Origin of the sequence: Lentzea flava, assembly GCF_014648475.1 — a bacterium.
GTDB lineage: Bacteria > Actinomycetota > Actinomycetes > Mycobacteriales > Pseudonocardiaceae > Lentzea > Lentzea flava.
In genome coordinates this window covers 158850-174974 of the sequence record NZ_BMRE01000009.1, presented here as the reverse complement: position 1 = coordinate 174974, position 16125 = coordinate 158850, and the positions used below count along the sequence as shown (strand labels likewise).

Below are 16125 nucleotides of genomic sequence, written 5' to 3'. Positions count from 1 at the left end.
AACCCGAGTAACGCCTCCGGCCCGGTAGCGACGTCCGGACAGGGGGTTGTGAGGCATGCGGGAGAGGGTCAGAGGCAGGTTCGTCGGCATCGGCGTCGGCTCCTACGAGCTGGTGCAGCCGCTGCAGCACGCCGTGAGCGACGTGCGGGAGCTGCGCGCGCTGCTCAAGGGGTACGAGGGCGAACCGCTGGCCGACCCGACCGAGGCCGACGTCCGCGCGCACATGAAGGCGCTGCGCCAGAAGCCGCAGGACGGTGGCGCGCTGGTGGCGTTGTGGAGCGGGCACGCCATCCCCGTCGCGAACAACCTCAGGCTCCTGGCCAGGGACAACGACGGCGTCGTCGACGGCATCATGCTGCACGAGTTCGCGCTGTGGTGTGCCGCGTCGGGAGCGCACCAGGTGCTCATCATCATCGACGCCTGCTACTCGGGCGCCCAGCTCGACGAGGCCGTCCGCACGGTCGCCGCCGTGCAGGACGAGCTGCTCGCGGGCCAGGTGCACTGGGCAGGCGTGCTGGTGTCGTGTTCGAGCATCGAAACGGCCCGTGACGGCTTGTTCGGCGGGAAGCTGCGCAAGCTGCTGCGGACCGGCCCCACGGCCGATGAGGACGCACGGCGGTGGAGCGATCGCATCGCGTTGGTCGACGGTGGCGCCGTCGGCATGGCGCTGCTGAACGCGTGGGACAGCGACATCCAACGGCCGCGCTTCATGCAGTACGGGTCCGCTCAGCCGATGCTGCCCAACCCGGTCTACGCCGCGAACACGGTCGTGAAGCACCTCCTGCTCGCGGCGAGAGGCGGTGACTCGGCGGACAACCGGTCGTGGTTCACCGGCCGAACCGCCCAGGTCGACAAGGTCGTGAGCTGGGTGAAGTCCGGGGTCGCCGGGCTGCGGGTGGTCACCGGGTCGCCGGGCACCGGCAAGTCCGCCGTCGTCGGCCGTGTCGTGAGCCTGTCCAACTCGGCCGAACGCGACCTGCTGCTGACCACGGGACCGCCGTTCCGGCACGCCGACCCCGGCCCCGACTCGGTCGACGCCGCCGTGCACGCCCGCGCGATGGACGCCGACCGCGTCGCCGACCTGCTCAGCCGCCAGCTGGTGGGCGCGGGACTGATCCCGGAGCCGGAGGGGCCGCGCCGGGGCGCCGCCGAGCTGGTCGGCGTGGTCAGCACGCTCGCCACGCCGCCGGTGCTGGTGATCGACGGCCTGGACGAGGCGCGCGGCGAGTCGTTCTCAATCGCGACCTCGCTGCTGACCAAGCTCGCGAACTACGCCGTCGTGATCGTCTCGACCCGGCAGGCGCACCGCGTCGCCGGTGGCGCGCCGTTGCTCACCGAGCTGGCGCCGGTGGAGACGCTCGACCTCGACCAGGCAGACAACGAGAACGACGTCCGCGAGTACGTGCTGGCGCGGCTCGGTCCCGACGCGCCGCAGTCCACTGTGGACGAGCTGGCGAACCTGCCGTTCCTGACCGCGTGGATGATCACCGACCAGGTGCTGGCCGACGGTGGCGCCGACCTCAAGCTCTCGCTGGACGCGGCTTTCGACCGTGAGCTCGCGAAGGTGCCGTCCGCACGTGCGCTGCTGACGGCGCTGACGTGGAGCTACGGCGCGGGTTTTCCCGAGGCCGAGTGGATCGCGGTCGCGGAGGCGTTGTCCGGGACGAAGTTCGACCGCGACGACATCACGGCCGTGCTCACCGAACTCGGCCGCCACGTCGTGCAGGACGGCGAGGAGGGCACCGCAGTCTTCAAGCTGACGCACCAGACGTTCGCCGACCACCTGCGGCCGCCGTTCGCGCCGAGCAGGGACGCGGTGTTCGCGCCGGACGCGGAGAAGGTGGCGTGCGCGCTGATCGAGCTGTACCGGCAGCGGATGGACGCCGGTGTGCCGCCGGACGTGCCGGGCTACCTGTGGAAGTACGCGTGGCGGCACTGCGGGCACGCGGGCACCGAGGCGTTGGACGGCCTGCGCGAGCTGGCGATGCTCAACGAGATGTTGTTGCCGGACATCGCTCTCGCGGCGACCACGGCGGCCAACGAGCTCACGCACTGGGGTCGTGGCGATGAGGCCATCCCGCCGTTGGAGGAGGCCGCCGAGCACTTCCGCACGCTCGTGCCGACCACCCGGATGTACCTGGCGGACCTGGCTTTCGTACTCAACCGGCTCGGCCAGCGGTTCCGCGAGGCGGGGCGGCTCCAGCAGGCCGTCGCGCCCGCCGAGGAAGCCGTGGTGCGGTATCGGGAGCTGGTCGCGTCGACTCCGACGACAGCGGAAACCCTTACGCACAAACGACTCGCGCAACGCATCGCGAAGACGACGACGCACGGCGGCGACAACCCGACGTACGCGGCGCACCTCAGTGGCGCGTTGGTGGACCTGAGCGACGTCTACGCCATGCTGGGCCGCAGGCACGAGGCGTTGTCGACGGCGAGAGAGGCCGTGGCCGCGGTCGACTCCGACGCCCCGCTCGCGCGCGCCATGACGTGCCTCGCGGCCCGGTGCAGCGAAACCGGCCGCCGCTACGAGGCGATGCAACGCTCCAGGCAGGCGGTCGAGCTGTACTTCGCCCTCGCGCAGACGAACCCCGTCTTCCTCGCACATCTGGTCAGCGCGCTGGTCGAGCTGAGCCGCGACCACCTGGCGCTGGGCAGGCTGGCCGAGGCCAGTCGCACGACGCAGCAGGCCGCGGAGATCAGCGGCACGCTCGGCCGGCACGCCGCGTTCCGCCCGCAGCTCGCGGACGCCGCGCTGAGCCTGAGCGTCGCCTACAGCATGGTCAACAGCCGGGAGCAAGCGCTCGAGACCGCACGGCAGGCCGCGGACCTCGCCGACGGCCTGCGGATCCACGGGCAGGCGCTGCACAACCTGATGCGGCGGCAGCGGGACGCGGGCAAGCCACAGGAAGCGCTCGTGACCGGGCTGAGGACGGTCGAGGTGTGCCTGCTGCCGGAGCACCAGCACCGGTTGTCGACGCTGGCGGCCGCGCTGTTCACGCTCGACACGATCTGCGCGGGCCTGGGTCAGCCGGAGATCGTGGACGAGGCCTGGGACCGGGTGACCGCGCACTTCACCGGCCCTCACCTCGCGACCCTGCTGATGCTGCGCGCGGCCGCGACGTCGGCTGGTGACCCGGTGGCGGCGAAGTGGCTCTGCCAGGCGCTCACCCACGTCGGGCAGTCCCGGCAGGCGATCCACGACGTGCACGACATCGCCCGCCGCCACTACGACTCCGGCCGCCCCTGGCCGTGGGACACCACGCCGGACTGGCTCACGGTGGACCGGACGCTGCTGCGGACCGCGCGGAAGTGGGTGTTCGCCCGCTCGTACGCCGAGGAGCGCGCGGTCCTGCTCGACCACCCCGAGCTGCTGTCCACCGACGCCGACGTGGCGGTCACCGAGGCGTTGTACGGGACGAGCCTGATCGAGGCCCAGACGATCCAGTCGCGGCGCACGGCAGCGCAGCAGCAGGGCGTGCCGCTCGCCTACCGGCCGTGGCTGCTGGCGAGCCTCGCGGACGAGTTCGTCGACGCCACGCCCGCCCGCCGCCGCGAACTGCTGGCGACGCGGCGGGAGGAGCTGCTGGACAAGGAAGTCCTGAAGAACGTCCGCGACAACCGGCCCGCGCACGCGTTGCTGCTGCTGGCCGACGACGATTCGGACGTGCTCGACCTCGTGCTGGACGCGCTGGAGAGCCCGGAGCGCGCCACCGAGATCCTGCGCGGCCTGGCGGCGAGCGCGTCCCCCCAGGCGCTCTCCCAGGCCGTGACCGCGCTGGAGCCGCACCCGCTCGCGGGGCTGTACCGGGTGGTCGCGCGGGCCAGGGCCGGTGACGCGCGGCTCGCGTTGCCGTCCGCCGGCCAGCGCCTCGCGTGGATCCACGAGCTGACCTACCTGGTGCCCGCGAACCTCACGCTGCTCACCCTCATCCGCAAGCTCGCAGAAGAACCTCACCCAGCGGAGTCCTAGATGAGCGATCTGGTCGTCGTCCTGCCCGGCATTCTCGGCAGCACGCTGCGCGACGGGGACGGCATGGTGTGGGAGGTGTCCGGCAAGGCCGCGCTGAGGGCCGTGCTGACCCTCGGCCGCAGCCTGCAACGGCTCAAGCTCCCCGCCGGGATCGGCGACGAGCACCCCGGCGACGGCATCGAGCCCGTGGCGTTGATGTCGGACCTGCACGTCATCCCCGGCATCTGGACGCCGTTGAAGGGCTACGACCGGGTGACCCGCAGGATGAACTCGCTCGGCTACACCGTCGAGAAGGGCAACCTGCTGCTCTTCGCCTACGACTGGCGGCTGTCCAACCGCTACAACGGCGCGTTGCTGGCCAAGCGCGTCGACGAGGCGTTGGACAGGATCGGGCCGAACGCCAAGGTCAGTTTCGTGTGCCACTCGATGGGCGGGCTCGTCGCGCGGTGGTGCATCGAGCAGTGCGGGATGGCCGAGCGCACCGACAAGCTGATCACGATGGGCACGCCGTTCCGCGGTGCGGCGGCGGCGCTGGACCAGCTGGTCAACGGGGTGCGCAAGGGGCTCGGGCCGCTCGCGATCGATCTGACCGAGTTCGCGAGGTCGATGCCGTCGCTGCACCAGCTGCTGCCCGAGTACGCGTGCATCGAGTCGCCGAACGGCCTGGTCAAGACGACCGAGACGACGTTGCCCGAACAGGACACGAAGATGGTCGAGGACGCGATGGCGTTCCACGGCGCGTTGACCGACTCGTTCGCCGACCAGACCTACGCGATCCTCGGCGGCAAGCAGCCGACCGCCACGACCGCCCGCATCGCCGACGGCAAGGTGACCTGCTACCGCACGTACGAGGGCGACGAGCTGTACGGCGACGCGACGGTTCCGATGGTCGGAGCCGCGCGCCGAGGCCTGCAGTTGTCCTCGAACACGCTGCACCGCGTCGTCGAGCAGCACACGTCGTTGCAGGACAACTCCACGGTGCTGGACATGGTGGAGGCGTTCCTGACCTCGACCACGATCGTCCCGCGCAATGTGACGGCGACGGAACCGCAGGTCAGCGTGCCCGACCTGGTGCTAGCCGACGAGGACCTGGAGGTCACCGTCGAGCTGAAGGACACCACGCCGCGCGCGTTGAAGGTGGCGTTGGTCGACGAGAACGGCAAACAGGTCGAATCGCGCAGCCCCGCGATCTCCGAGACCATGACGATCAAATTCGGCGGATTGCCCCCTGGCGCGTACTACGTGCAGGTCAGCGGCATCTCGCCGGGTGCTCCGGTGGTGCCGGTGACGTCGGCGGCGCTCGTCATGGATTGCCCCGGAGTCTGACCGGGAGGACGATGTTCCGGTCACGGAGGAGGCGCGATGACGACTATCAAGCCAACGCCCGTAGTACCCCACCCCGGGGCCGCTCGCGTGCGCCCGAAGGGCTCGTACTTCCTCTCGCTGTTCAAGACCACGGATCCCAAGCAGATCGGGATCATGTACCTGACCACGTCGTTCGCGTTCTTCATGATCGGCGGCGTGATGGCGCTGCTGATGCGCGGCGAGCTGGCGCGGCCGGGACTGCAGTACCTGTCGAACGAGCAGTTCAACCAGCTGTTCACCATGCACGGCACGATCATGCTGCTGCTGTACGCGACGCCGATCCTGTTCGGGTTCGCGAACTTCATCCTGCCGTTGCAGATCGGCTCGCCGGACGTCGCGTTCCCGCGCCTGAACGCCTTCTCGTACTGGCTGTACCTGTTCGGCGGCATCATCGTGGTCCTCGGCTTCGTGACGCCGGGTGGCGCGGCCGACTTCGGCTGGTTCGCCTACACGCCGCTGTCGTCCGCCGTGCACTCGCCGGGTGTCGGCGCGGACATGTGGATCATGGGCCTGGCTGTGTCCGGTCTCGGCACGATCCTCGGCGCGGTCAACATGACCACCACGGTGATCACGTTGCGGGCGCCGGGCATGACGATGTTCCGGATGCCGATCTTCACCTGGAACATCCTGGTGACGTCCATCCTGATCCTGCTGGCGTTCCCGATCCTGACCGCCGCGCTGATGGGGCTCGCCGCAGACCGGCACCTCGGGGCGCACGTGTTCGACCCCGCCAACGGTGGCGTGATCCTCTGGCAGCACCTGTTCTGGTTCTTCGGCCACCCCGAGGTCTACATCGTCGCGTTGCCGTTCTTCGGGATCGTGACCGAGATCTTCCCGGTGTTCAGCCGCAAACCGCTGTTCGGCTACAAGGGCCTGGTGTTCGCGACGCTGGCGATCGCGATGCTGTCCGTGGCCGTGTGGGCGCACCACATGTACGCCACGGGTGCCGTGCTGCTGCCGTTCTTCTCGTTGATGACGTTCCTCATCGCGGTGCCGACCGGCATCAAGTTCTTCAACTGGATCGGCACGATGTGGAAGGGGCAGCTCTCGTTCGAGACGCCGATGCTCTTCAGCGTCGGGTTCCTCGTGACGTTCCTCTTCGGCGGCCTGACGGGGATCCTGCTCGCCGCGCCCGCCGTCGACTTCCACGTCTCCGACACGTACTTCGTGGTGGCGCACTTCCACTACGTGCTGTTCGGCACGATCGTGTTCGCCACCTACGCGGGCATCTACTTCTGGTTCCCGAAGATGACGGGCCGGATGCTCAGCGAACCGCTGGGCAAGCTGCACTTCTGGACGACGTTCATCGGCTTCCACGGCACGTTCCTCGTCCAGCACTGGCTGGGCAACGAGGGCATGCCGCGCCGCTACGCCGACTACCTCGCCTCGGACGGCTTCACGACGCTGAACATGATCTCCACGATCAGCTCGTTCCTGCTCGGCGCGTCCGTGCTTCCGTTCGTGTACAACGTCTTCCACTCCTACCGCTACGGCGACCCGGCCCCGCAGGACGACCCGTGGGGCTACGGCAACTCGCTGGAGTGGGCCACGACCTCTCCCCCGCCGCGGCACAACTTCAAGGAGCTGCCGCGGATCCGGTCGGAGCGCCCGGCGTTCGAGCTGCACTACCCGCACATGGTCGAGCGGATGCGCGAGGAGGCGCACTTCTCGTTGCTGCATCCCGGGAAGCACCGGGTCGGCAAGGACGAGGCGACGGAGAAGACCCTGGCCTCAACGCATCGGGAGACCGACACCGAGTAGCACCCGCATGGTGTCGGTGAGCACGCTGATCGAGGGCTCACCGTCGACGAACCGCTGCACGCCCAGGCCGATGCCGAGGCTGAGCAGCGCGCGGGCCACGTTCTCGGTGGGCAGCACGGGGTGCAGGCCGAGCTCCTCCGCCTGGTGGTCGATGAGGCCCTTCAGCGCGTCCACCACCGAGTTGGCCCGGCGGGCGAGCTCCTGGCGCAGGCCGGAGTCCTTGCGCGCCTGGAGGGCGAACTCGACCTCGAACTGAGTGCGCGGCGCGTCACCGATCATGGTCTCGGCGTAGGCCTCGAAGGCGGTGAGCCGGTCCTCGACCGTGGTGCCGGTGGTGAAGACCTCCGCGATCCTGGCGATGCGCTCGGCGTAGAGGGCGTCGAGGACCACCAGGCAGAGCTCGTCCTTGCTGCCGAAGTTCGAGTACACCGCGCCCTTGGAGAAGCCGGCCGCGTCGGCGACCTTCTCGAGCGACGTGGCGTGGTAGCCGTCGCGCAGGAACAGCTTCTGCGCCGTCTCGGTCAGCAGCGTCCTCGTGCGCGCCTGGCTCTCGGCGCGCGTCAACCTGGCCATGGCGACGAGCATACGTTGACATCCCAATGGGATCTAAATACCGTCGGTATCCGTGGACGTACTCGTCATCGGAGCGGGACCAGCGGGCATCGGTGCGGCCATCCGGCTGCGCGCACTCGGATTCGACGCGCACGTGATCGAGAAGGCGCCGGCTCTGGGCGGGACGTGGCGGGACAACGTCTATCCGGGCTGTGCGTGCGACATCCCGTCGGCGCTGTACTCGTACTCGTTCGCGCCGCGGCGGTGGAGCGCGGCGTTCTCGGGTCAGCAGGAGATCCTGGCTTATCTGCAGGAGACAGCGGCCGCGCACGGCGTCGTGCCGCAGTACGACACCGAGATGCTGGACGCGGCCTGGGACGGGTCGCGGTGGCAGGTCACGACGACCTCAGGAGTGATCACCGCACGGGCCCTGGTGTCGGCGACCGGCCCGTGGCACGAGCCGAAGATCCCCCTGGACGCGGCGGTGTTCCAGGGCGAGGTGTTCCACTCCGCGCGGTGGCGGGACTTCTCGGGCCGGCGCGTGGCCGTGGTCGGCACGGGTGCGTCCGCCGTGCAGTTCGTGCCGGAGATCCAGCCCTCGGTCGATCGGCTGTACCTGTTCCAGCGCACGGCCCCCTGGGTGCTGCCGAAACCGTCGGTGAAGCTGCCGCGCCCGGTCGTGTTCGGGTTGCTGGAGCTGTTCAGCTTCGGATTCCGGCATCCCGCGGTGATGAAGGTGGTGCAGCGACTCGGGTTGCTGCACCTGCGGCGGGCGGTGCCCGACCCCGCGCTGCGTGCCGCGCTGACCCCCGACTTCGTGCTGGGGTGCAAGCGGTTGCTGATGTCGAACACCTACTACCCCGCGCTGACGCAGCCGAACGTGTCCGTTGTGCCGCACGCGGTCCAGGGCTTCACCGCGGACGGGATCATCGGCGCTGACGGCGTGGAGCGCAAGGTCGACACGATCATCTTCGGGACCGGTTTCCACTTCAGCGATCCGCCCGTGGCGTCCCGCGTGCGGGTGGGCGACGTGTCGCTCGCGTCGGTGTGGCGCGGAAGCCCGCAGGCCTACCTGGGGACGTCCGTGCACGGGTTCCCGAACCTGTTCCTGTTGCTGGGCCCCAATCTCGGCACCGGGCACTCGTCGGCGTTCACGATCATCGAGACCCAGCTGCGCTACATCGCCTCGGCGCTGACCTCGCTGCGTGCGCAGGACTGGCCCGTCGCGGACGTGCGTCCTTCTGTGCAGGCGGCGTTCAACTCGTCGGTGCAGGTGGCGTTGCAGCGCACCGTCTACAACGCCGGTGGCTGCACCTCGTACTACCTCGACGCGAACGGCCGCAACTCGACGATGTGGCCCTGGTCGACGGTGCGGATGATGCGCCGCATCCGCACCTTCGACCCGGCCGACTACGACATCACTCAGCGCCGCGCGGGCACCAGCCCGGACTCGACGACGGCCTTGCTCAACGGCCCTGCCAGCTCGACGTAACGCTGCTTCTCCTGCTCCGACAACACGTCGTAGGCGGGCGCGTTCATGCGGTCGGTCTCGTCCTCGATGCTCTGCCGCAACTCGCGCCCGGCCTCGGTCAGCAGGTGCTCGGCGTCGACCAGGCCACGGCGCTGCAGGTCCTCGACCGTCTCGGCCCACTTCTCCTCGGACCACCCGCGCGTCCTGCGCAACGTCTCGGCCGCGTAGTCGCCCTCCGCCGCGTGCAACACGAGCGCCTCGATGCCGGTGATGTTGTGCCGCAGCAACGCCGCCAGGTGCCCGTCACCCCGGAACTCGCGCAACAACGTCTGCGCGTGCCACAGCTGCAGCCGCGGCTCGTCCGGCCACTCCAGCCCCGCGTGCGCGGCGAACAGCGTGCGCCCGTGCAACATCTCCGTCGCCCGCTCGGCGGCTTTCCTGGCGAGCCCGGTGATCTCCGCGAGGTCGTCCGGCAGCAGCTGCTTCAACGTCGCGTCCGCCGCCTCGAGCCGCAGCCGCAGCATCTGCTCCGGCGTGACCTTCTCCCACACCGCGGGAACGCATGCCCTGATCAGCGCGGGGTTGAAGTTGTAGAACGTGGAGATCACGACCTCGGCACTGGCCCGGCCGAGCGCGGCCGCCCGCGAGGCGAAGTACCCGCCGGGCCGGTCCAGCCCGGCCGCGGTGTACCGGCTCTCCGCCTCGGGAGCGAAGTAGATCACCGCGTGCACGGCTTCGAGCGAACGCCACAGAGTCCTGATCATGCTTCCAACCTAGATCGTTCCGCCTCTGTTCGTCAGGCCCCGAAAATTGTCAGACCTCTCTGTCAAGCTCGCAGACGTGGACACCTTCTGGACCCTGATCGCCGACGCCAGAGCCGGCGTGCCCGACCCCACCGACTGCTGCGCCGTGGTGGAGCGGGCCACGAGCCTGCTGGCGGCCTTACCACCCGCCTCGATCGTCGCCGCCCAACAGGTCGTGTGGGACCTGCTGGCCGACTCGTACCGCAACCCGCTGTGGGCCGCGGCCTACGTGATGAACGGCGGCTGCTCTGACGACGGCTTCGACTACTTCCGCGGCTGGCTGCTGACCCAGGGCGCCGAGGTCTACCGCGCCGCCGTGGCCGACCCCGACTCCCTGGCCTCGCTGGAGGTCGTGCAGGACGCGGCGCGGTCCGGTGCGGAGTTCTGGTGCGAAGCCGCGCTTTCGGTGGCCTGGGACGCGCACCTCCTGGCCACCGGCATGAAGCTGCCCGAGGACGCCTTCACCATCCGCTACCCGGAGCTGGACCCGGACTGGGACTTCGACTTCGACGACGGGGAGGAGCTGGCCGCTCGGCTGCCGCGACTGGCTGCGCTGTACGAGGTGTGAGCGTCGCGGGCCAGGTGGCCGACCGGATCCGCCCGACCCACCGGACCGATCGAACCCACCGAACTGCCCAACCCGGCCCGGCCAGCCCAACCCGGCCCGGCCTGCCCGGCCTGTGGTCTGCGAGAGCAAGGGCGCCGCTCACCTCCGAACGCGACCGGCCCGCGCACGCCGAACACCACATGGTCCAGCCACTGCGACACCCTCAGCAACGCCCAGATCTCCGGGTTGTCCCTGCCCGATCACCGCCGACCCCGACCAGCCGCGCGCACGCCGAACACCACATAGCCCAGCCACTGCGACACCCTCAGCAACGCCCAGATCTCCGGGTTGTCCCTGCCCGATCACCGCCGACCCCGACCAGCCGCGAGCACCCCGAACACCACATAGCCCAGCCACTGCGACACCCTCAGCAACGCCCAGATCTCCGGGTTGTCCCTGCCCGATCACCGCCGACCCCGACCAGCCGCGAGCACCCCGAACACCACGTGGTCCAGCCACTGCGGCACCCGCGGCAACGCCCGCATCTGCGCGTTCCCCCGCCCGATCACCTCCAGGTCGAGCGCCGCGATCAGCACCCCCGCCACCGCGCCACCCACCACACCCCGCACCCGAAGCCGCCGCAACACGAACACCCACCACGCCGACACGGCCAAGTGCACCACCACACCAGCGCCGGCACCCCCACCCACCAACGACCCAGCAGCCCTGGTGGCGCGCAACGGGTCGTCACCGGTCACCAGGGCGTGCACGGTCGACGGCACGCCGCTCAGCACCGCGGCGAGCACGAACCGCCGAAAGCTCACGGGTGCACCTCCCGCACCGGTCAGCGACGACGCCGCCGCGACCTCAGGTAGTCGCTCACCACGGCCGCGCCGAGGCCCTCCTCGTCGGGCGACACCACGCGCCCGCCGCCCCGCCGCGCCACGATGTCGACGAACGCGGCCAGCCGGGGGTCGTCGCCCAGCTTGAACACCGAGATCGTCGCGCCGAGCCGGGCCAGCGCGTCGACCTCGTTCAGCGTCTTGGTCAACGTTCTGGGCAGCGGCGGGTAGTTGAACTCCGCGTCGCCGTCGGGTTCCAGGTGGGCGGTCGGTTCGCCGTCGGTCACCACCAGCACCACGGGCTGGGCGTCGGGGTGGCGGCGGACGTGGCGGCCCGCCAGCAGCAACGCGTGGTGCAGGTTCGTGCCCTGCTCCCACACGCCCTCCAGCGCCGTCAGCTGACCGATGTCCACGGACTCGGCGTAGCGGCCGAAGGTCACGAGCTGAAGGGCGTCGGTGCGGAAACGGGTGCGCACGAGGTGATGCAGGGCCAGGGCCGTGCGTTTCATGGGCACCCATCGGCCGTCCTGCACCATCGACCAGGAGGTGTCCACGCACAGAGCGACTGCCGCGCGCGTGCGGTGTTCGGTTTCCGAGACCTCCAGGTCGACCACGTCCAGGGACATGGAGCCTGAGCGCAGCACGGCGTTGCGCAGGGTTCGCGGCACGTCCCACGGTTCGGTGTCGCCGAACTGCCACGGGCGGGTCGAGCCCATCAGTTCGCCCGCGGCGCCGGCGGAGACCGTCTCGCGGGAGCCCTGCGACGAACGCAGCTGGTCCACCACGCCGCGCAGGGCGGTCTCGCCCAGGCGCCGCAACGCTTTCGGCGTCAGCCGCAGGGAACCGTCCGGCGCACGCTCCAGGATGTTCTGCTGGCGCAGCGCCTTCTCCAGCTCCGCCAGGCGGCGGGCGTCGACCGAGGCCGACGCACCCAGCTGGCGTTCCAGCGCCTCCAGGTCGATGTCCTCCAGGCGGGCGCCCGGATACGACTGCGAGAGCTGTTCGGCCAGCGCGTCCAGCTCGGCGAGGTCCGCCATCGCCTGTGCGCCTTCGCCGAGGCCCAACGGGTCCTGGCCGCGGAAGCGCGCGGACGAGGTCCAGTCCTCGCCTGGACGCAGCCGCTGCAGCAGTGAGTCCAAAGTGGACAGCTGAGCGCCGATGCCGCCGAAGGCCTGCTGGGACAACGCCGCCAGCTCGGCCCGCTGGGCGTCGGTCATCGAGTTCATCATCCGCTGCGCGGCCGCGGAACGGGCGGCCAGAGCGTCGATGAGCTCGTCGACGTTGCGGGGCTTCTCCGGGAAGAACTCGCCGTGCTTGCGCATGAACTCGTCGAACAGGCGCGGCGTGTCCGGCGAACCGGACGCATGCGCCTCCAGCAGCGAGTTCAGGTCGCGCAACATCCGCTGGATCCTGCGGACGTCATCGGAGTCCACATTGGACAGAGCTTCCTTCATGCCCTGGAAGCGCTGGTCCAGCAGTTCCCGGCCGAGCAGGTCGCGGATCTGCTCGAACGCGGCACGGGCGTCCGCGGAACGCCAGTCGTAGGACGACAGTTCCTGCACGGCCGCGGCGGTGCCGGGCGGCAACGCGTCGAGCTGGGCCTCGCGGAAGCGCGCGTCGTCGGACGGGTCCGGGAACAACGCCCGGCGCTCGGCCTCCAGCGCCTCGTCCAGCAACCGGCGCACCTCGGACAGCGTGCCGTCCAACCGGTGCCGGCGCTGGATGGACGCGCGACGCTGCCACAACCGCGAGGTCAGGTCGTCCAGGCCGCGCGTTCCGTCGACACCGCGCCGCAACAGCTCGCGCAGGGCCGCCGACGGCGAGGCGCCCTCCATGATCTCGCGGCCGAGCTCGTCCACGGCCGCGCGCAGGTCCACCGGCGGCGCCAGCGGGTCGGCGCCGCCGCTCCAGCGTCCGTAGCGGTATTTCATCCGTACACCGATCGGTCTTCGTCGGAGGAGGTGTCCTTCGCCAGGTGACGGGTCAGGTACAGCGACTCCAGGGCCAGTTCCACGGCCGAGGCGATGCGGCCCACCGGGTCCTTCGGGCCGGCGCCCAGGCGGGCGGCCACCTCGTGCAGGATCGGGAGTTCCGGCAGCGCGGCCAGGATGTCGCCGGCGTGCACGCGGTCGCCCGTCGCCACCGGGTGACCGTCGGAGACGACCTCGGCCAGCGCCCTCAGGTTGAGTCCGGCGAGCCGGGCGCGGGCGGTGTCGGCGATCGAGCGGCGCAGCAGGTGGACCAGGACCTCGTCCTCGCGGCCCTCCTCCCCCGCCTCGAACTCGAGCTTGCCGCGCAGCACGTCCGGAACCGACTCGAGGTCGATCGGGCGGGCGATCGCGGGCGTCTCACCGATCAGCGCGGACCGGCGAAGTGCCGACGCCGCAACGGTTTCCGCCGCCGCGACGGCGAACCGCGCGGACACGCCGGAGCGCTGGTCGATGGACGACGACTCGCGCAGGTGGCGGACGAACCGGGCGATGATCTCCAGCAGGTGGTCGCCCACCTCGGCGACGAGATCGGCTTCCTGGCGGACCAGGTCGACCTCGGCGTCGATGTCCAACGGGTAGTGCGTGCGCACCTCGGCGCCGAAGCGGTCCTTGAGCGGAGTGATGATGCGGCCGCGGTTCGTGTAGTCCTCGGGGTTCGCGGTGGCGACGAGCAGCACGTCCAACGGCAGGCGCAGCGTGTAGCCGCGGACCTGGATGTCGCGCTCCTCCATCACGTTCAGCAACGCGACCTGGATGCGTTCGGCCAGGTCAGGAAGCTCGTTGATGGCGATGATGCCGCGGTGGGCGCGCGGGAGCAGGCCGTAGTGGATCGTCTCCGGGTCGCCGAGCGAACGTCCCTCGGCCACCTTCACCGGGTCGACGTCGCCGACCAGGTCACCGACGGACGTGTCTGGCGTCGCGAGCTTCTCGGCGTAGCGCTCGTCGCGGTGCCGCCACACCACGGGCAGGTCGTCGCCGAGCTCGGCGGCACGGCGCCGCGACTCGGGCGTGATCGGGTCGAGAGGGTGTTCGCCCAGCTCGGAGCCCTCGATGACGGGGGTCCACTCGTCGAGCAGGGAGACCAGCGTGCGCAGCAGCCTGGTCTTGCCCTGACCGCGTTCGCCGAGCAGGACGACGTCGTGGCCGGCCAGCAGCGCGCGTTCGAGCTGCGGCAGCACCGTGCGGTCGAAGCCGACGATGCCGGGCCACGGGTTGCGTCCCTCGCGCAGCGCCGCGAGGAGGTTTTCCCTGATCTCGGTCTTGACGCCGCGCGGCAGGTGCCCGGCGGCGCGCAGTTCGCCCGCCGTGCGGGCCAGGTTCTGGGTCACGCAAACGACGCTACGCACCGAAACAGGACCCGTCGATGTGGAGCAACTCCAGGCGGGGGCGCTTCTCGTACAGCAGAATGCAGGGCGATATGAGCAACAGTGTGGATTTCAGGTGGGCTCCGTCGCCCGCGGACTGGCGGGCCAGCCTGCGCGCGATGGTGCCGATGTTCAAGTGGGCGCCCTGGTTCGCGATCGTGCTGGGCGGCTTCTCGCTCGTGCTGCTGATCGGCTTCAGCGACGACCTGTTCCCCGTCGCCGTGTTCGGCCTGGTGTGCGCGCTGGTCATCGGCTTCATGGAGCCGGTCGCGGTGTGGTGGCGGTTCTCGTCCGACGAGATGATCAGCCGGACCGTGGTGGGCAGCGCCGACGACCAGTCGTTCCGGATGGCCGTGGGCAACGCGGTGCGCGAGGAGATCGTCTGGGAGGAACTTCCCGGCTGGACCGAGACGCGGCAGGGCTTCGTGCTGGAGACGCTCGACGGCGGCTCGGCGTCGCTGTCCGTGCCGCACCGGGCCTTCGCGTCCGATGAGGACCTGGCCTCGTTCCGGACGCTGCTGGAAGAGCACATCGGCCCCGCGAAGTAGCTGTCTCGGATCAGGCACACCGGGTGGGGCAGCCGGGGCGCGGCCACGTAATCTCGTCGCGTGTCCTGTGCGAGTGCCACGCTGGTCGTGTGGACGTCGGGATGGCTGCACGGCCTGGCCGCCGCCGACGACGTTCTCGACGCCCTGCACACGTGGGCCGAGCAGCACGAGGTGGTGGCCGACGACGACGGCACCGCCACGGCGCTCGACCTCCCCGGTCCGGACGAGGCCCCGGTGGGCCCCGCCCTGCTGCTGGCCGCCCTGCGGCGCGCCGGTGCGACCTCGGCACGGCTCGTGCTGCCGGTGCCGGGTGACGTGCGCGGCCTTGGCGGCAAGGGCCCGCTCGCGACCTGCGCGCTGCGGTCCGGCGAGGCGCTCGTGATCCCGTCCGTGCACGTCGGCCTGGTGCCGAAGATCGTGGCCGACGGCGTGATGCGCTGGACGGTGTTCGACCTGCCGTCGGCAGGCGGCCTGGAGCACATCCCGATCAGCGAGGCCGAGCACGGCCTGGGCGCGGCCCTGCGCGAGGCGACGGCCGCCCTGGCGTCCCTCGACGTGGCCAAGCACCGCCCGAACGTGCGCAAGGAGATCGCCGAACTGGCCGCCACGAACTCCTCCCTGCCGTGGCCGGACGCGATGCCGCCGCGCGCTCTGCGCGTGTTGCAGCGCGCGGCCGAGGTCGACGCGATCCTGTCCGTCGCCAAGTCCGACTCGCCCGGTGGCGCGGTGTCGGCGTCGGCGATGTCGGCACGGACCGATGCGCTGCGTCCGGTGTCCGAGGCAGTGCGCCGCGCACGGTACGCGGCGGTCGACGAGGCCGTGCGCGTGCTGGCGGACACGGGCGCAGGCAGGCACTGAAGTCACCCGGTCGGGTCATCCGCGACCAAACAGCCTTGACTGGCCGATCGGCG

The 16125-nt window shown here is 70.4% G+C and carries 12 protein-coding genes; 7 read left to right on the top strand and 5 right to left on the bottom strand.

The genetic code is table 11. The annotated features are described in order from the left end of the window. Window positions 1-55 precede the first annotated feature (55 nt). From IEZ09_RS14205 to ctaD, 3 genes are read left to right on the top strand one after another with little or no spacing between them, the layout of a single operon-like run. Window positions 56-3970, top strand: coding sequence for a caspase family protein (locus IEZ09_RS14205; RefSeq protein ID WP_189254131.1), 3915 nt, complete (start codon window positions 56-58; stop codon window positions 3968-3970). Next, complete coding sequence (locus IEZ09_RS14200; protein WP_189254130.1) at window positions 3971-5296, top strand: esterase/lipase family protein; 1326 nt, start codon at window positions 3971-3973, stop codon at window positions 5294-5296. Between the two features lie 36 nt (window positions 5297-5332). Further along, window positions 5333-7096, top strand: coding sequence for an aa3-type cytochrome oxidase subunit I (ctaD, locus tag IEZ09_RS14195; RefSeq protein WP_189254129.1), 1764 nt, complete (start codon window positions 5333-5335; stop codon window positions 7094-7096). Here the strand turns inward: ctaD and IEZ09_RS14190 are convergent. Next, complete coding sequence (locus IEZ09_RS14190; RefSeq protein ID WP_189254128.1) at window positions 7067-7669, bottom strand: TetR/AcrR family transcriptional regulator; 603 nt, start codon at window positions 7667-7669, stop codon at window positions 7067-7069. The two genes, ctaD and IEZ09_RS14190, sit on opposite strands and share 30 nt — an antisense overlap. A gap of 52 nt (window positions 7670-7721) precedes the next feature. Between IEZ09_RS14190 and IEZ09_RS14185 the strand changes: the two genes are divergently transcribed. Further along, window positions 7722-9140, top strand: coding sequence for a flavin-containing monooxygenase (locus IEZ09_RS14185; protein WP_229812544.1), 1419 nt, complete (start codon window positions 7722-7724; stop codon window positions 9138-9140). On the opposite strand, the gene IEZ09_RS14180 is transcribed toward IEZ09_RS14185, so the two are convergent. Then, a complete protein-coding gene (locus IEZ09_RS14180) occupies window positions 9071-9883 on the bottom strand; it encodes an SCO6745 family protein (protein WP_189254127.1) in 813 nt (270 codons plus the stop codon). The two genes, IEZ09_RS14185 and IEZ09_RS14180, sit on opposite strands and share 70 nt — an antisense overlap. Window positions 9884-9959: 76 nt before the next feature. Between IEZ09_RS14180 and IEZ09_RS14175 the strand changes: the two genes are divergently transcribed. Then, the gene (locus IEZ09_RS14175) at window positions 9960-10490 is read left to right on the top strand and encodes a DUF4240 domain-containing protein (RefSeq protein ID WP_189254126.1); all 531 of its coding nucleotides are present in this window, start codon (window positions 9960-9962) and stop codon (window positions 10488-10490) included. A 443-nt stretch (window positions 10491-10933) separates the two neighbouring features. Here the strand turns inward: IEZ09_RS14175 and IEZ09_RS14170 are convergent, their stop codons facing one another. From IEZ09_RS14170 to IEZ09_RS14160, 3 genes are read right to left on the bottom strand one after another with little or no spacing between them, the layout of a single operon-like run. Then, the gene (locus IEZ09_RS14170; protein WP_189254125.1) at window positions 10934-11293 is read right to left on the bottom strand and encodes a hypothetical protein; all 360 of its coding nucleotides are present in this window, start codon (window positions 11291-11293) and stop codon (window positions 10934-10936) included. A 20-nt stretch (window positions 11294-11313) separates the two neighbouring features. Next, window positions 11314-13242 carry a vWA domain-containing protein gene (locus IEZ09_RS14165; protein WP_189254124.1) on the bottom strand — a complete coding sequence of 643 codons (1929 nt, stop codon included), beginning with the start codon at window positions 13240-13242 and terminating at the stop codon, window positions 11314-11316. Then, window positions 13239-14630: a sigma 54-interacting transcriptional regulator gene (locus IEZ09_RS14160; RefSeq protein WP_189254123.1), complete on the bottom strand. Its 1392-nt coding sequence runs from the start codon at window positions 14628-14630 to the stop codon at window positions 13239-13241. The genes IEZ09_RS14165 and IEZ09_RS14160 overlap by 4 nt, the downstream gene beginning before the upstream one ends. A gap of 89 nt (window positions 14631-14719) precedes the next feature. Here IEZ09_RS14160 and IEZ09_RS14155 point away from each other — a divergent pair, with 89 nt between their 5' ends. Beyond that, window positions 14720-15214 carry a YcxB family protein gene (locus tag IEZ09_RS14155; protein WP_189254122.1) on the top strand — a complete coding sequence of 165 codons (495 nt, stop codon included), beginning with the start codon at window positions 14720-14722 and terminating at the stop codon, window positions 15212-15214. Window positions 15215-15274: 60 nt separating this feature from the next. Then, window positions 15275-16072: an Rv1486c family protein gene (locus IEZ09_RS14150; protein ID WP_189254121.1), complete on the top strand. Its 798-nt coding sequence runs from the start codon at window positions 15275-15277 to the stop codon at window positions 16070-16072. The last annotated feature ends 53 nt before the right edge of the window (window positions 16073-16125 follow it).

Coding starts and splice junctions, on each gene's coding strand:
- IEZ09_RS14205 (WP_189254131.1), top strand. CDS start 56: ATGCGGGAGAGGGTCAGAGGCAGGTTCGTCGGCATCGGCGTCGGCTCC.
- IEZ09_RS14200 (WP_189254130.1), top strand. CDS start 3,971: ATGAGCGATCTGGTCGTCGTCCTGCCCGGCATTCTCGGCAGCACGCTG.
- ctaD (WP_189254129.1), top strand. CDS start 5,333: ATGACGACTATCAAGCCAACGCCCGTAGTACCCCACCCCGGGGCCGCT.
- IEZ09_RS14190 (WP_189254128.1), bottom strand. CDS start 7,669: ATGGCCAGGTTGACGCGCGCCGAGAGCCAGGCGCGCACGAGGACGCTG.
- IEZ09_RS14180 (WP_189254127.1), bottom strand. CDS start 9,883: ATGATCAGGACTCTGTGGCGTTCGCTCGAAGCCGTGCACGCGGTGATC.
- IEZ09_RS14165 (WP_189254124.1), bottom strand. CDS start 13,242: ATGAAATACCGCTACGGACGCTGGAGCGGCGGCGCCGACCCGCTGGCG.
- IEZ09_RS14155 (WP_189254122.1), top strand. CDS start 14,720: ATGAGCAACAGTGTGGATTTCAGGTGGGCTCCGTCGCCCGCGGACTGG.